Origin of the sequence: Micromonospora coriariae, assembly GCF_900091455.1 — a bacterium.
Taxonomy (GTDB): Bacteria; Actinomycetota; Actinomycetes; order Mycobacteriales; family Micromonosporaceae; genus Micromonospora; species Micromonospora coriariae.
This window is the reverse complement of the sequence record NZ_LT607412.1, coordinates 5,657,255-5,671,344: the sequence shown is the minus strand read 5'-3', so window position 1 is coordinate 5,671,344 and position 14,090 is coordinate 5,657,255. Positions and strand designations below refer to the sequence as shown.

General features: G+C 70.9%; 11 protein-coding genes. 4 read left to right on the top strand and 7 right to left on the bottom strand.

What is annotated here, in order from left to right:
• Positions 1 to 45: 45 nt before the first annotated feature.
• The 4 genes from GA0070607_RS26255 to GA0070607_RS26240 are packed head-to-tail and all read left to right on the top strand — an operon-like array spanning position 46 to position 2,906.
• Positions 46 to 315: a hypothetical protein gene (locus GA0070607_RS26255; RefSeq protein WP_089020578.1), complete on the top strand. Its 270-nt coding sequence runs from the start codon at positions 46 to 48 to the stop codon at positions 313 to 315.
• Positions 312 to 842, top strand: coding sequence for a P-loop NTPase family protein (locus tag GA0070607_RS26250; RefSeq protein ID WP_157743269.1), 531 nt, complete (start codon positions 312 to 314; stop codon positions 840 to 842). The genes GA0070607_RS26255 and GA0070607_RS26250 overlap by 4 nt, the downstream gene beginning before the upstream one ends.
• 31 nt (positions 843 to 873) lie before the next feature.
• Positions 874 to 1,443 carry a hypothetical protein gene (locus GA0070607_RS26245; RefSeq protein WP_089020576.1) on the top strand — a complete coding sequence of 190 codons (570 nt, stop codon included), beginning with the start codon at positions 874 to 876 and terminating at the stop codon, positions 1,441 to 1,443.
• Positions 1,444 to 1,460: 17 nt separating this feature from the next.
• Positions 1,461 to 2,906 carry a hypothetical protein gene (locus tag GA0070607_RS26240; protein WP_089020575.1) on the top strand — a complete coding sequence of 482 codons (1,446 nt, stop codon included), beginning with the start codon at positions 1,461 to 1,463 and terminating at the stop codon, positions 2,904 to 2,906.
• Positions 2,907 to 2,961: 55 nt separating this feature from the next.
• On the opposite strand, the gene GA0070607_RS26235 is transcribed toward GA0070607_RS26240, so the two are convergent.
• The 7 genes from GA0070607_RS26235 to GA0070607_RS26205 all read right to left on the bottom strand — a co-directional run bounded on the left by GA0070607_RS26235 (position 2,962) and on the right by GA0070607_RS26205 (position 14,056).
• A complete protein-coding gene (locus GA0070607_RS26235) occupies positions 2,962 to 4,362 on the bottom strand; it encodes an endo-1,4-beta-xylanase (RefSeq protein WP_089020574.1) in 1,401 nt (466 codons plus the stop codon).
• A gap of 39 nt (positions 4,363 to 4,401) precedes the next feature.
• Positions 4,402 to 5,727, bottom strand: coding sequence for an extracellular catalytic domain type 1 short-chain-length polyhydroxyalkanoate depolymerase (locus tag GA0070607_RS26230; RefSeq protein ID WP_089020573.1), 1,326 nt, complete (start codon positions 5,725 to 5,727; stop codon positions 4,402 to 4,404).
• 244 nt (positions 5,728 to 5,971) lie between these two features.
• Positions 5,972 to 8,056 carry an alpha-glucuronidase gene (locus GA0070607_RS26225; protein WP_089020572.1) on the bottom strand — a complete coding sequence of 695 codons (2,085 nt, stop codon included), beginning with the start codon at positions 8,054 to 8,056 and terminating at the stop codon, positions 5,972 to 5,974.
• Positions 8,053 to 10,086: a beta-galactosidase gene (locus GA0070607_RS26220; protein ID WP_089020571.1), complete on the bottom strand. Its 2,034-nt coding sequence runs from the start codon at positions 10,084 to 10,086 to the stop codon at positions 8,053 to 8,055. Before GA0070607_RS26220 ends, GA0070607_RS26225 begins: the two co-directional genes overlap by 4 nt.
• Entirely contained in the window at positions 10,083 to 10,766 is a 684-nt protein-coding gene (locus tag GA0070607_RS26215) for a DUF624 domain-containing protein (RefSeq protein WP_089020570.1), read from the bottom strand. The genes GA0070607_RS26220 and GA0070607_RS26215 overlap by 4 nt, the downstream gene beginning before the upstream one ends.
• Entirely contained in the window at positions 10,763 to 12,304 is a 1,542-nt protein-coding gene (locus GA0070607_RS26210) for a GH39 family glycosyl hydrolase (RefSeq protein WP_089020569.1), read from the bottom strand. Before GA0070607_RS26210 ends, GA0070607_RS26215 begins: the two co-directional genes overlap by 4 nt.
• Positions 12,305 to 12,418: 114 nt before the next feature.
• Positions 12,419 to 14,056: an ABC transporter substrate-binding protein gene (locus tag GA0070607_RS26205; protein WP_089020568.1), complete on the bottom strand. Its 1,638-nt coding sequence runs from the start codon at positions 14,054 to 14,056 to the stop codon at positions 12,419 to 12,421.
• Positions 14,057 to 14,090 lie beyond the last annotated feature (34 nt).

Sequence of the window (14,090 nt, the reverse complement as noted above, 5' to 3'; positions counted from 1 at the left end):
AAACGCCCGATTCCTCGCCGCCCGCGGCGACCTAGCCTCGGGTTCATGGCCGGCCACCTGTTCGCACTCGAGCAGTACGACTGCTCCCCCGGCGCGGGCGGGGCGGTGCCGGTGATCGGCACGCCGGACTGCCGGCTGGTCGCGGCCGTCCGGTTGCCGACCGACGACGTCGTGATCGCGCTGGTCGAGGGCCCTGACGCGGAGGTGGTGGCCGCGGCCGCCGCGGCCGCCGCCTGGCGGGTCGACCGGCTGATCCCGGCCCGGTGGCTCCATCCGCCGGGCCCCACCAACCCGGAACTCCCGAAGGAAGAATGACTGTGCGCCGTCTGATCGCACCCCTGTGGTGTTCACTGCTGCTCCTCCCGCTGGTCGCCTGCGGCCCGGACGACACCGGCGGCGCCGACCCGGCCGCCGGTGCCGGCGTCGAGGCGGACGCCGGTGGCGACCTGGCCGACCTGCCCGACGTGCCCAGGCCGGCGTGCCCCTTCACCGCGGCGAAGGTCACCGAGCTCGTCGGTCAGCCCATGAAGGACCAGGGCAACTGCCTGTTCGGCGACGGCAAGGGCGTCGCCATGCTCACCATCACCACCGCCTCCCCGGTCGCCGGCGAGACCACCTACGACTACCAGCGGCAACAGGCGACGGCGTCGTACCGCGAGGTGCAGGACGTCGACAAGGGCCGCAAGGCGTACCTCGCCGTCAAGGACATCGGAGGCGAGGCGGTCGTGGTGAGCGACACCGGCAGCTACACCGTGACGTTGAGCAGCTTCGAGCGACTCGGCGCCAGCACCGACGGCTACGAACGGACCCTGCGTCAGCTGCTCGACGCCCTCCCGCTGTGACGCCGAGCCCACGACAGAAGGCGGACCCACGATGACCCACCCCGGAATTGGCGAGCGGCGGCGTGGCCAGCTCCTCGTCGCGGTGTTGACGCTCATCGCGCTCGCCGGCTGCGGTACGGACGACGACCCGGCCGTCCCGGCGGCCGGTGCCGAGCCGGGCGTCGCGACCACGCCCGCCGGTGACCTGCCGGTAGCCACGCCGGACGAGGAGACGCCCGCCACGGCGGCCGTCGACGCCTGCGCCCTCGTGTCAAGGAAGGACGCCGAGAAGCTGGCCGGCACGCCTCTGGACGACCCACTGGAGAAGCCTGCGCCAGACCGGGACACCTGCACCTACACCGGTCCGGTCACCGGCCCGACCGCTCAGGTCGAGGTGTTCGTCGGCCCTGGCGCGAAGAAGTTCCTCGACATCGAGCGCGAACTCGGGCACGAACTGACCGAAATCAGTGGCGCGGGCGACGAGGCGTACGCCGAGGACGGCACGGTCTTCTTCAGCAAGGGCGGGGTGTGGGTCTCCATCCGGCTGGTCCGCACCGACGACCCGGCGAAGTACCGCACCGCCCTCACCGCCCTGGCCCGTACGGCCGCCGGCCGGCTCTGAGCGCGCGAGGAGGCGACATGCTGGCAGCCGGGTCGCGGCGTCGCCGCGCCATGACGGCGCTGATCACGGTGACGCTGTTGCTTCTCGCGGCCTGCGACCGGGGTGCGGCGGACCCGACGTCACCGGTTCCACCGACCGGTGGCAGCGGCGGAGAGCAGCGGCACGGGGCGGCGCCCGCGCCGGATCGACACGTGACCTACCAGCCCGACGTGGTGTTCGTGGGCGGCGGTGGCGGATCGGTGCGCGGGCTCTCCGACGACGCGCTCACCTGGCGCGTCGACCCGGACGCCAGCGGCGCCGACCGGCTCGCCCGGGGAAGGATCATGTTCCTCACCGGTCGGGCGGTCGGGCGGGTGCTCGACGTCCGCCGCGACGGGGACGACCTCGCGGTGACCCTGGGGCCGGTGGACATCACCCAGGTCATCCGCGACGGCACCTTCGCCACCGACGGTCCGGTCTCCCTGGAGAAGCCGGTCCGCTACGACGCGGGCACGCCGTTCTGGGCCGGGTACGACGGCGAGGCCGAAGGCGGCAGCGGCGGCGGATCGATGACGCCGCTCGTCGGCGTGCCCTCCGCCCCGAACAGCGCGGTGCGGCCGGCGGTCGCGGCCGGCGCACGAGGGACCGCCGGGTTCCCAATCACCCCGATCTGCTGCGCGAACGGGGTGGGCGCGCATTTCAGCTACGACGGCGGTGGGATCCGCATCACGGGCACTGTCACGCTGCTGATGAAGCGCCCGTCGGCCCGGTTCCACCTGGAGATCCGGGGTGGCACCGTCCGTCGGGCGGAACTGCGGATCGACGGCATGGCCGGGCTGCGGATCGAGATCGCGGGCGCCACAAACGTCGGGCAGAACGTCAACAAGCGCATCCCGATCCCGCTGGACTTCAGCGTGCCGGTCGGCCAGATCCTCGGCGTTCCGTTCTCCGTCACCGCCAACCAACTCATCGGGGTGCAGACGGCGTTCAGCGCCAAGGACGGCAACATCAAGGCGGCCGGCGAGTGGTCGCTGGGCGGCTCGCTCGGGTTCGGCTACGCCGACGGTGCCTTCGGCGCCACTACGCCGTGGAAACTCACCGTCCGCAACAGCATCACCGACTCGATCTACGGGCCGTCGGTCGGCGTCAGCGGAATCGTCGTCCACTACCAGGCCTCCTTCCGAGCCGGCCTCGGTGCCTTCGGGTTCACCGCCGGTCTGTACGCGACGGTCACCGCCTCGGTGGGGTTGACCGTCGGTTCCGCCCTGGGCGCGCCGATCGCGCTGTGCCGCAGCACCCAGCTCGGCGTGTTCCTGGAGTACGGGGTCGGCTACCGCATCCCCGCCGGACTGGTGAAGGCGGTCAACGCCTTCCTGGAGCTGATCAACGCGGGCTCGATCGAGGCGAAGGCGGGCATCGGCCGGGTGGACAACGTGTTCAACAAGCTGGACATCCAGCCGAACGTGAAGATCTGCCGAACCTGACCGCCCTGGCCGGTGTGGAGGATCCGGGGCCATCCTCCACACCGGCCGGTGTGCGTCAGCCCGCGGCGCAGGCCGGGGTCAGGCCGCCGGCTGTGCCGTTGGCCTGGAATCCGAACTCGGTGGACTGGCCGGCGCCGACCCGGCCGTTGTAGGCCACATTCGTCCAGCGCGTCGTGCCGGTGTCAGCGCTGCGGTTGGCGTTCCAGGCGTTGGTGACCGTCGCACCCGACGGCAAGGTGATCGTCACCGCCCAGGAGTTGATGGCCGACGATCCGGCCGTCACCCTCACCGTCGCCACGAAGCCACCCGTCCACTGGTTCACCGACACGGTCGCGGTGCAGCCACCGGGCCCCGGGGGCGGGGTGGTGGGCGGCGGAGTGGTCGGCGGAGGAGTCGTCGGGGGCGGGGTCGTCGGCGGCGGGGTGGTCGGCGGCGGGGTCGACCCGTTGTTCAGCGCGGCGAGGACCGCGTCGTACGCCGGCTTCTTGGCGCCACCGCTGGTGAACAGCAGCGGGGTCTGCGAGGCCCGCCACGAGTCGCTGTCCCGGATGCCCCATACGGTGATGCCGCTGCAGCGGGCCACCGCGAGGCAGTCCTGCACGACGCTGCGGTACGTGGCCGCCGACGCCCCCTCGATGTCCAGCTCGGTGATCTGCACGTCGACGCCGAGCGCCGCGAAGCTGGACAGCGTGGTGCGGTAGTTGCCGGGGTACGGCGAGCCGCTGTTGAAGTGCGACTGGAAACCGACGCAGTCGATGGGTACGCCACGCTGCTTGAAATCACGCACCATCGTGTACACGGCCTGGGTCTTGGCGTGTGTCCAGTCGTCGGTGTTGTAGTCGTTGTAGCAGAGCTTCGCGCCGGGATCGGCCGCCCGGGCGGCCCGGAAGGCCGCCTCGATCCAGTCGTTGCCGGTGCGCTGGAGGTTGGAGTCCCGCCGGGCGCCGGAGCCACCGTCGGCGAACGCCTCGTTCACCACGTCCCACGCGACGACCTGTCCCCGGAAGTGCGTCGCCACCTGCGTGACGTGGTTGAGCATCGCCTGGCGCAGCGCGGTGCCGCTCATGTTCTGCATCCAGCCGGGCTGCTGCGAGTGCCAGGCCAGGGTGTGACCGCGCACCTGCATTCCGCGCGTGCGCGCGTGGTTGACGATCTGGTCCGCCGCGCCGTAGCTGAACTGGTTCTGCTGCGGCTCGGTGGCGTCGATCTTCATCTCATTCTCGGGCGTGACCGAGTTGAACTCGCGGTTCAGGATCGTCGTGTAGGCGCTGTCGTTCAGCTTGTTGGCGGCTACGGCCGCGCCGAAATACCGGCCCTGCTCGGCGGCGGACGCACCGAGCGTGGTGCCGGCGGCTGCGGGAGCCGCCAGGACCATCGCCACGCCGGCGGCGAGGGCGCTCACCCCGGTCAGCGCGAGGGCGGCTCTCGATACCGCCTTCCATTGCGCGTTTCTCATCGTGCAACTCCAATCGATGGTGGTGGTGTCCCGAGGGGGTCAGGCCACCGAGCAGGCGATGCCGTTCAGGGCGAAGGACGAGGGTTTACCGGTGCCGCCCTCGTGGGTGGCCTGGAAGCCGATGTCGACCGACGCGTTCGGGGCGATGGCGGCGTTGTAGGAGACGTTGCGGGCGCTCACCGCACCGCTCGTCGTGGAGTACTGCGCGTTCCAGCCGTTGGTGATGCGCTGGCCGGTGGGCAGCGCGAACGTCAGGGTCCAACCGTTCACCGCCACCGCACCGGTGTTGGTGATGGTCACGCTGGCGGTGAGGCCGGTGTTCCAGGCGTTGACCGCGTATCCGACGCGGCAACCAGCGCCGGACGGCGGCGGAGTGGTCGGCGGCGGGGTCGTCGGGGGTGGGGTCGTCGGGGGTGGGGTCGTCGGCGGCGGGGTGGTGGGCGGGGTGGTGGTGTCCAGCCCGAAGAAGCGGATCACCTGCGCCGCGTCGACCGGCAGGTTGTGCGACACGCCCTGCATGCTGATCGCCTCGACCGGGGCCGTTCCGCCACTGCTCCCGTAGCGGGTGCGGGTGTAGCCGGACTGCGGCGAGTCGGTGTACGTCGGGGTCTGGCTCAGCCCATGCACGTTGGTCCACTGCTTGACCTGCTCGCCGAAGTTCGGGTAGCGCAGCGTCTCGTCGTTGGTGCCGTGCCAGATCTGCATCCGCGGGCGACGACCCGTGTAGCCGGGATAGGCCTCCCGGACCAGATCACCCCACTGCTGCGGGGTTCTGATGAGCTGACCGTTCGCGCACTCGCTGTTCCACTCCGAGCCGCCCCCGGTGGCGAAGCAGCCGAACGGCACCCCGGCGAAGGAGGCACCGGCCGCGAACACGTCCGGGTAGTCGCCCAGCAGGACGTTCGTCATCATGGCCCCGGACGAGGTGCCGGTGGCGAAGATCCGCGCGGGGTCGGCGGAGTACCGCTGGCGTACGTAGTCGACCATCGACATGAGCCCGACGGGATCGCTGCCGCCGCCCCGGCGCAGCGCCTGCGGGGAGGACACGTCCCAGCACAGGCTGCTGCGGGTCACCGACGGGTAGATCACGATGAACCCGTACCGGTCGGCGAGGGACGCGTACTGCGTGCCGGAGTGGTACGCCGGACCCGATCCGGTGCAGTAGTGCAGGGCGAGCAGGATCGCCGGCCGGGACGCCACCCGGTCCGGAACGTACAGGTGCATCTGGAGATTGGTGGGGTTGGTGCCGAAGCCGGTCACCTGCGTCAGCGTCGCCGCCGACGCCGGCGCGGCGAACGTCAACGCGGCGGCGGCCAGTGTGACCACGGCCATGACGACGCCGAGCGTTCTTCTTTTCAGTGTCATCGTTCGCGATTCCTCAGGAGAATGGCGCATGGAAGGGGAGTAAGTCGAGGACTGCCCTTCGCCCGACCCTGACCGCGGCTCGCGTGACCTTGTCAGCTTCAATCGAGAGAACTCGATTGTCAAGACTTCCGGAAGCCTTTCGGCGGCCGGGGCTGGCCGTGACCTGCGCATCGACGACCACCGACGGGATGATCCGCGAGATCCGTCCGACGGGGGTTATCGGGAGGCTTCCGGAAGCCGCCGGTCAGTAGATGCGACGCCCGTGCGCGTCCGGCACACCGGACTTGCGGAAGAAGTAGGTGTTGGTCTGATCCCGCCACTCGGTGGCGCTGCGCGCCTGCTCGTCGAGGCGCTGCTCCACCCGCTCGTACACGGCGGGATCGATCAACCCCTTCAACGTCCGCCATCGCCCCCGCATGACCGCCACCTCCTCGACGCCCGCGAAGTGGGTGTCGTAGATGTGCTGGATGACCGTGGACCCGTCGTGCAGGACGTGCCCGTACGGGACGTGGTGGAAGAAGAGCAGCAGCTCGTCCGGGCACCGCTCGGGCGACTCGTACACCTGGGCCCAGTACGGCGGGTACTGACCGGCGAACCCGGTGCCCGACGCGCGGCTGCGGTCCACGCCGACACCGTCGCGATCCGCGAAGTGGTACGTGCCCCACCGGGTGTACTCGTACCCGTCCACGTCGGGGCCGTAGTGGTCACCGGGATGAACCATGAAGCCGACACCCAGCGGGGCGGTGTACCGCTCATAGGTGCGCCAGGAGTCGTCCATGATCTCGTGCAGCGTCCGTCCGACCAGCTCCGGGTCGGCCATCGCCGACTGCGGGAAGGTCAGCGCGATCCACTCGTCGAGGACCGCCCGGGGATCCAGCTGCGGATCCCAGGCGAGCCGGCCGACGGTGTACAGGTTCGCCTGCGCCAGCGGGTGCCCGGTCCAGAAGAGGTCGTCGCCGACGTTGGCGACGGCGACCAGGCCACCGCCCTCCCCCGCCTCCCCCGCGGCCACGTCGGCGACCGTCCGCCCGCCCGGGCCCCACGGCGCGAACCGCAACACCTCGCTCCACCACGGGCCGAGGTGGCAGACGTGGCGCTGCTGGCCGGTGTACTCCTGGGTGACCTGCACCTCTACCGCCAGCCGGGTGGCCGGCATCGCGGCGAGCACCGGGGAGACAGGCTCGCGTACCTGGAAGTCCACCGGACCGAACTTCACCTGCAGGACCACGTTGTCGCGGAACCGCCCGTCGAGCGGGACGAAATGGTCGTACGCGGCCCGCGCCCGGTCGGTGGACCGGTCCCGCCAGTCCTGGTGATGGTTGTAGACGAACGCCCGCCAGTGCACCACTCCCCCGTGCGGGGCGAGGGCGTCGGCCAGCAGGTTCGCCCCGTCGGCGTGGTCACGCCCGTAGGTGAACGGGCCCGGTTGCCCCTCGGAGTCGGCCTTCACCACGTAGCCGCCGAAGTCCGGGATGCGCTCGTACACCTGCCGGGTCGTCACGGCCCACCAGGCACGTACCGCCTCGTCCACCGGGTCGGCGTTCGGCAGGCCGCCGAGGACCACCGGCGCGGCGAAGGTGACCGACAGGTGCACCCGGATGCCGTACGGCCGCAGCACGTCCGCGATCTCGGCCACGTCGCCGAGCCGGTCGGTGAGCAGCCGCGCCTCCGTCCGGCCGACGTTTACGTTGTTCACCGAGATCGCGTTGATGCCGCAGGCGGCCAGGAGCCGCGCGTACTCCCGGATTCGGGCCAGGTCTCCGCGCGGCCGGCCGTTCCGCCAGAAGATCGAGCCGCCGGCGTATCCCCGCTCCACCTGACCCATCACCGGGTGCACGGCCACGTTGTCCCAGTGGTTCAGCATCCGCCGACGCAGCGCGGGTCGGTGCTGTTCCGCCGGACGGGTGGTGTCGAACGCGGCAGCGCCGAGCCGGACCAGGTGGAACAGCCCGTACAGCAGACCGGCGGGCGCGTCGGCCAGCACGGCGGTCACGTCGCCGGCCCGGGCCAGCACGAACCCCTCGGCACCGAGCACCGCGTTGTCGCCCGCCTGCGCCAGCGCCGCCTCCCCCGCTGCCCGCGCCGCCTGCACCGTCGCGCTCGGCAACTCGTCGGTGCCGCGGAGCGCGAGCACCAGATCGACGTCCACGTCCCAGGACGGGGAATGCCACATCCGACCGCCGTACCGGGCACAGGCGCGGGCGACCTCGTCGAGCACTGTGTCGACGAGCATCCCGTCGCCGTGTACCAGCACGCGGCGCGAGCCGAGCGCCCGGAACGCCTCCGGCGGCAGCCAGGCGGCGTGCAGCCGCGCTTCCTCGGCGATCACCGGTCCTCCCGCAGCACGACGACCCCGTACGCCGGCAGCCGCAGCGACTGCCCGGTCTCCGCCCGGTCACCGGTGAGCAGGTCGACGCCGCCGGTCCGGGCGGTGACCTCGACCGGCTCGACGCGGTGGTTGAGCAGGAACAGCAGCCGTGTCCCGTCCGGCGCGATCCGGAGCGCGGACTCCAGCTCCGGCACGTCCGGGTACGGCCCGAGCAGGTCGTGCCGGGCCAGCACCTGCCGGACCACCCAGGAGACCCCGACCTGGTCCAGCCCGGCGGCGACGTACCAGCCGTGCCCGTGGCCGAAGGAGTTGCGGGTCACCGCGGCCGTGCCGGCGTAGAAGTCGGCCTGGTAGGTGCCGAGCACCTCCGCGCCCTGCGGGATCACCAGCTCGAAGAGCAGCCGCGCCTCGACGTCGAACCGATCGGCGCCGGCGCCGAGGCGAACCGGGTTGACCACCTCCGGGCCGCGGGCGTCCCACTCGTCGACCCGGATTCCCATCAGCTGCCCGAGCGGGCCCGGCACGTCCATGAGGAAGGCCTGGTCGTTCTCGTCCACCCGACCGGACAGGTACGTGGTCAGCACCGAACCGCCGCGGGCGGCCACCGCCTCCAGGCGCTCCGGCAGGTCCCCCTTGAGCATGTGCAGGGCCGGCGCGACGACCACGTCGTAGCCGGACAGGTCGGCGGCCACCGCGACCACGTCCAGGTCGACCCCGGCCTCCCAGAGCGCCCGGTGGTACGCCAGCACGACCTGCTGGTACCGGACCAGCCGGGACGGGCCGTCGGAGATCTCCAACGCCCACCAGCTGTCCCAGTCGAACAGCATCGCCACCCGCGCCGGCGTCCGCGCGCCCAGCGACACCGGGCCGAACCGTTCCAGCTCCGCCCCCAGCTCGGCGACCTCCCGGAAGACCCGGGTGTCGGCGCGGCCGGCGTGGCCGATGACGGCGCCGTGGTACTTCTCGCTGGCCCCACGGGAGGCGCGCAGTTGGAAGAAGAGCACCGCGTCGGCGCCGTGCGCCACCGCCTGCCAGCTCCACAGCCGCATCAGGCCCGGCCGTTTCAGCGGGTTGACGTCGCGGCAGGCGGTGACGCTCGGCGTCTGTTCCATCAGCCAGAACGGCTGGCCGTCCTTGAGCCCGCGCATCAGGTCGTGGGTCAGCGCCATCCGGGCCGCGGACCCGTCGTCCGGCGGGTAGTTGTCCCAGGAGGCGAAGTCCAGGTGCGGAGCCCAGCGGTGGTAGTCGATCGGCCGGTACATGCCCATGAAGTTCGTGGTCACCGGCAGGTCCGGGCTGGACTCCCGGATGGCGGCCTTCTCGTCCCGGAAGTTGGTCAGCATGGCGTCGGAGGAGAACCGCAGATAGTCCAGGGTGATGCCCTGGAAGGCGGTGTGGTCCGGCCCACGCCAGTGCTCGGTCAGCGCCGACGGCGGCTCGATCTGCTCCCAGTCGCTGAAGGTGTGCGACCAGAAACTGGTGTACCAGGCCGCGTTCAGCGCGTCGAGGGTGCCGTAGCGGCGGCGCAGCCAGTCGCGGAACCCCGCCGCGCAGAGCTCGCAGTAACAGGCGCCGCCGTACTCGTTGCCGACGTGCCAGGCGACGACGGCCGGAGCGTCGGCGTAGCGGCCGGCGACCCGGCGGGCGAGTTCGGTGGAGAGCCGGCGGAACACCGGCGAGCTGGGGCACGAGTTGTGCCGCTGCCCGAAACGGTGCCTGCGGCCCTCGAAGTCGGTGCGGGTCACCTCCGGGTACGCCTTCGCCAGCCACGGCGGGTGGGCGGCCGTGCCGGTCGCCAGGCAGATGCCACGCCCCTGGGTGCCGGCCCGCTCGATGATCCGGTCCAGCAGCGAGAAGTCGTACACGTCCTCGGCCGGCTGGATGAGCGCCCAGTCGAAGACGCCCACCGTGACCAGGTCGATGCGCGCGGCGTCGAAGAGTCGGTGGTCCTGCTTCCACACGTCCTCGGGCCACTGTTCCGGGTTGTAGTCGCCGCCGAAGGGCACCTTCGCGGTGCGGGGCAGGCTCATGCGGTGAACTCCTTCCGGATGAGGTGGATCATCGGGTCGCCGGTGCGCAGGAACGCCAGGACCACCACCGAGCCGAGCATCACCAGCACCGCCTCGGAGAAGACCGCGGTGATCCCGGCCGCCGCGGCCAGCAGCAGCGCGTTGCCGACGGTGACACCGGGGGTACGCACCAGGAAGTGCACGGCCAGCCGGAGCACGTCCCGGGTGCGGAAGTCGAACAGCGAGGTGATCACCAATGCGTTGGCCGCACAGAGGATCACCCCCACCCCGACCAGGACCATCGGCACCGCCCACCACCGGGGGACGGCGGCCGCGCCGAGGTGGGCGAGGTTCACGGCGAGCACTGTCAGCCACAGCAGCGTCGGCACCCAGACCCGCAGCGCACCGGGCAGGTTGGCCCGGTAGCCACGCCAGAAGACGGCGGCGGGCCGCAGATCCGTCACGTCCGGGCGCTGGTGGCGCAGGGCGTACAGGGCGGCGGAGACCGCCGGACCGACCGGCACCAGCAGGGCCGCGGCCAGCGGCAGGTTGCTCGGGTCACGGCTCAGCAGGAGCAGCGGGAGCAGGCCGGGCAGGGTGGTGAGCAGGAACAGCAGCTCGACCACGAGCAGGGTGTAGACGCGGGCGGCGGCGCGGGACAGTGGCCCGTCGCCGAACTGTCGCCAGGCGTGCGCGCTCACGGCTGCTCCTTATGATCGGCCCCGGCCGGCAGGCCGAGCAGGCGGTCGTCGTCCCACCACTGCGGGGTCTCGTTCACCACCGGGCTCAGCTCCAGGAGGGTGACCTCGTGCCGGGCGAGGGTGAGGTCCACCTCGACCCGCCCGGTCGCGACCGGCAGGGCGCGGTGGGTGCGGGCCGGCTCGGCGGCCTCCCGTAGGGCGTCGAGCTGGCGGGCCCGGGGTGAGCGGGGGCGCCCCATCTCGGCCCAGGCGGCCCAGGCGTTGCCCGCCTCCTCGCTCACCGACGAGCGGAGCAGGAACGCCGACGTCGTACCCGGCGGGCCGAGCGGGATCGACAGGGCCAGCGGGTGCCGGTCGGGCACCGGCGACCGGCCGGTGACGTCCACCGGGGCCCAGGCCAGCACCGCGATCCGCCCGTCGGGGTGCCGGGTCACCAGGTGGTCGTCCCCGCGTGCCAGCACCTCGTCGCCGAGGCGCGCCATGAAGGCGTACAGGTGGTAGGTGGGTTTCTTGATCTGGCGGTGGGTGAGCAGGCCGAACCCGCCGTGGAACAGCGCGCTCGGCACCCCCACCTCCTCGAACATGTCGCTGAAGGTCCAGTACGAGAAGGAGTCGACCAGGTCGCCGCCGGCGGCCAGCACGGGCGCGAGGTACGCGGCGTGGAAAGCCGTGTCGTGGATCGGGTTGTCCGGCCGGTAGGAGGAGTTGAACTCGGTGATGTGCACGGGCAGTTCCGCCAGGGCGGTGCCGGCCAGGTGCCGGCGCGGTGCGGCGAACTGGGTCAGCAGCTCCGTTGCCGGGGCGAGGGTCTGGTGGGTGCCGAACGGCACGTGCTGGGCGGGCCCCGAGGTGTACGCGTGGCGGCTGACGAAGTCGACAGGCACCTGGCGGTCGGTGACGAACTCGGCGAAGGGCACGAGCCACTCGTCCGCCCCGGGCGAGATCGCCGGACCGCCGACCTGCAGGGCCGCGTCGACCTCCTTGACCGCGTGCGCGCTCACCTCGTACAAGCGGTGGTACGCGTCCCGGTCGGCGCCCTGCCAGAAGGGCAGCAGGTTGGGCTCGTTCCACACCTCGATCGGCCAGCCGCGTACCTCGTCCAGGCCGTACCGGTCGACCAGGTGGGCGACAGTGGCGCGGACCAGGTCCGCCCACTCGGTGAAGGACCGGGGCGGCGTGACGTTGCCCCGCCACCAGAACACCGTCTGGTCGCCGGAGGCCAGGCCCGAGGGCATGAACCCCAGCTCGACGAACGGTCGGACACCGAGGTCGAGGTAGGCGTCGACGACCTGGTCGACGTAGGTGAACGAGTGGTGCACCCGGCGCTCACCCCAGTGTTCGTACGGGCGGTGCACGCCGACGCCGTCGCTGAGCAGCCCGTGCCCGCGGATGTGCCGGAATCCGATGTCGCGTTGGATGAGGGCCAGCGAGTCCTGGTAGTCGCGCCGCAGGGCCAACTCGAACCGGCTGGTGCCGACGCAGCCGCGCCAGGCGTCGGTGAGGCGGCCGATGGCGTGATCGGGAACCGTGATGCGCATCGCTGTCCTCTGGTCGTCCCACGCGCAGGGCGGGCGGGTGGGCTCGCCGCGCCGGCAGGGGGCCGGAGGGTCCGGCCGGGTGCTGGTGCGCTGCCCGACCGGACCCGCCGCCGATCAGCCGTTGTTCTTCTGGAAGCGGTCGTACGCCTTGTTGACCATCTCGATGTACTGCTCGGAGTTCTTGGCCTTCAGCTCGGCGACGTAGGCGTCCCATTCGCTCAGGGGCCGCTGGCCGAGGGCGAACTTCAGCGTGTTCTGGGTGACGAAGTCCTTCAGTGGGGTCTCCCAGAGCGCCACCTGCTCGCGTTCCTCATCGGTGAACGGGAAGGGCGGGGGCACCAGCCTCGGCGGCCGGGCATCCATCACCTTCTGAAACTCCAGTTCCTCCGGGGAGAAGAACCCGCGAACCAGGTCGGGGGTGCCGCCGTAGGCGAAGACGCCGTTGTAGAAGCCGAAGTCCTTCTGCAGGTGCTTGGTGGCCTTCGGGTTGAGCCCGAGGACGTCGACGTCGGCGGTGACGGAGCGCTTGCCGGACGCGTCCTTGGTGAAGGTGGTGCCCTCGACGCCCCACCGGGCGAACTCCTGGCCGGCGTCGGAATACCAGAGCCAGTCGATGAACTGCATCATGGCCACGAAGTTCTTGCTCTCCCGAGCCTTCGTGGAGATCATGATGCCGTTCTCCAGGCGAGGGAAGGGATTGATCTCACCGGCCGGGCCGACGGGCAGCGGGATCTTGGTCAGCTTCGCCTTCGGCAGGGTCTTGGCCAGATCGGGCCGGTGGTCGTTGACCAGGGTCTGCGCGTTCCCGGTGATCACGAACGACTTGCCGTTGGCGAGCTTCTGGCGCGCCTGGTCGTCGGTCTGGGTGAAGCTCTCCGGGTCGAGCAAACCCTCGGCGACGAGCTTGTGGAGGTACGTGACCACCTGCTTGTACTGCTCGGTGGAGCCGGTGTAGTTGAACTTCTTCGCCGCCGGGTCCCAGCTGGCGTGCTGGTAGTCCCAGCCCGCCCGGGTGCCGAAGGACGCGCCGACGATGTTCAGCAGGGCGCCGGTCGGGTTGGGCTTGCTGAACCGGTCGGAGTACGGGAACGAGTTCGGATACCTGGCCTTCATCGCCTTGAGCACCGTGTACAGCTCGTCCCAGGTCTTGGGGACCGGCTGGTTCAGCTCCTGGAGGATGTCGGCGCGCACCAGCACCGTGTAGTCCTGCGTGGGCTTCTCGTGCAGCCCCGGCAGCAGGTAGAACTTGCCGTCGGACTGCTTCAGACCGTCGATCTCAGGCTTGAGGTTCCACTTGGCGATCTTGTCCTTGAAGTTGGGCATCAGATCCAGGTAGTCGCTCACCGGCAGGATCGCCCCGGAGGAGACGAACGCGTCCTCCTGCGGGTGGTACGTCTTCGGAATGATCAGCGGGGCGTCCCCGGCGCCGATCAGCAGGCTGCGCTTCTGCTCGTAGTCGCTCAGCGGTACGGCGACCGGCTCGATCTTGACGTTGGTCCGCTTGGTGAGCTCGGACCAGAACAGCCAGTCGTCCTTGAGGGGATAGAACGTGTGGTTGTTGTAGAGGGTGGAGAAGGAGAGCGCCTCGGTGGCCTTGAACTGGTCGCCGACGCCGTAGTCGGCCATCGCGCCGACCCGGTTCTCCGAGAGGTCCGTCGACTCGGAGGGGTCCTCGGAACAGGCGGTGACCAGGCTGAGCGCGAGCAGACCCGCGCTGGCTAACGCCACGCGGCGCCACGTCTTGCGGAACATGGCTCGTCCTTTCGGTGGTGGGTTGGGGGTGGGT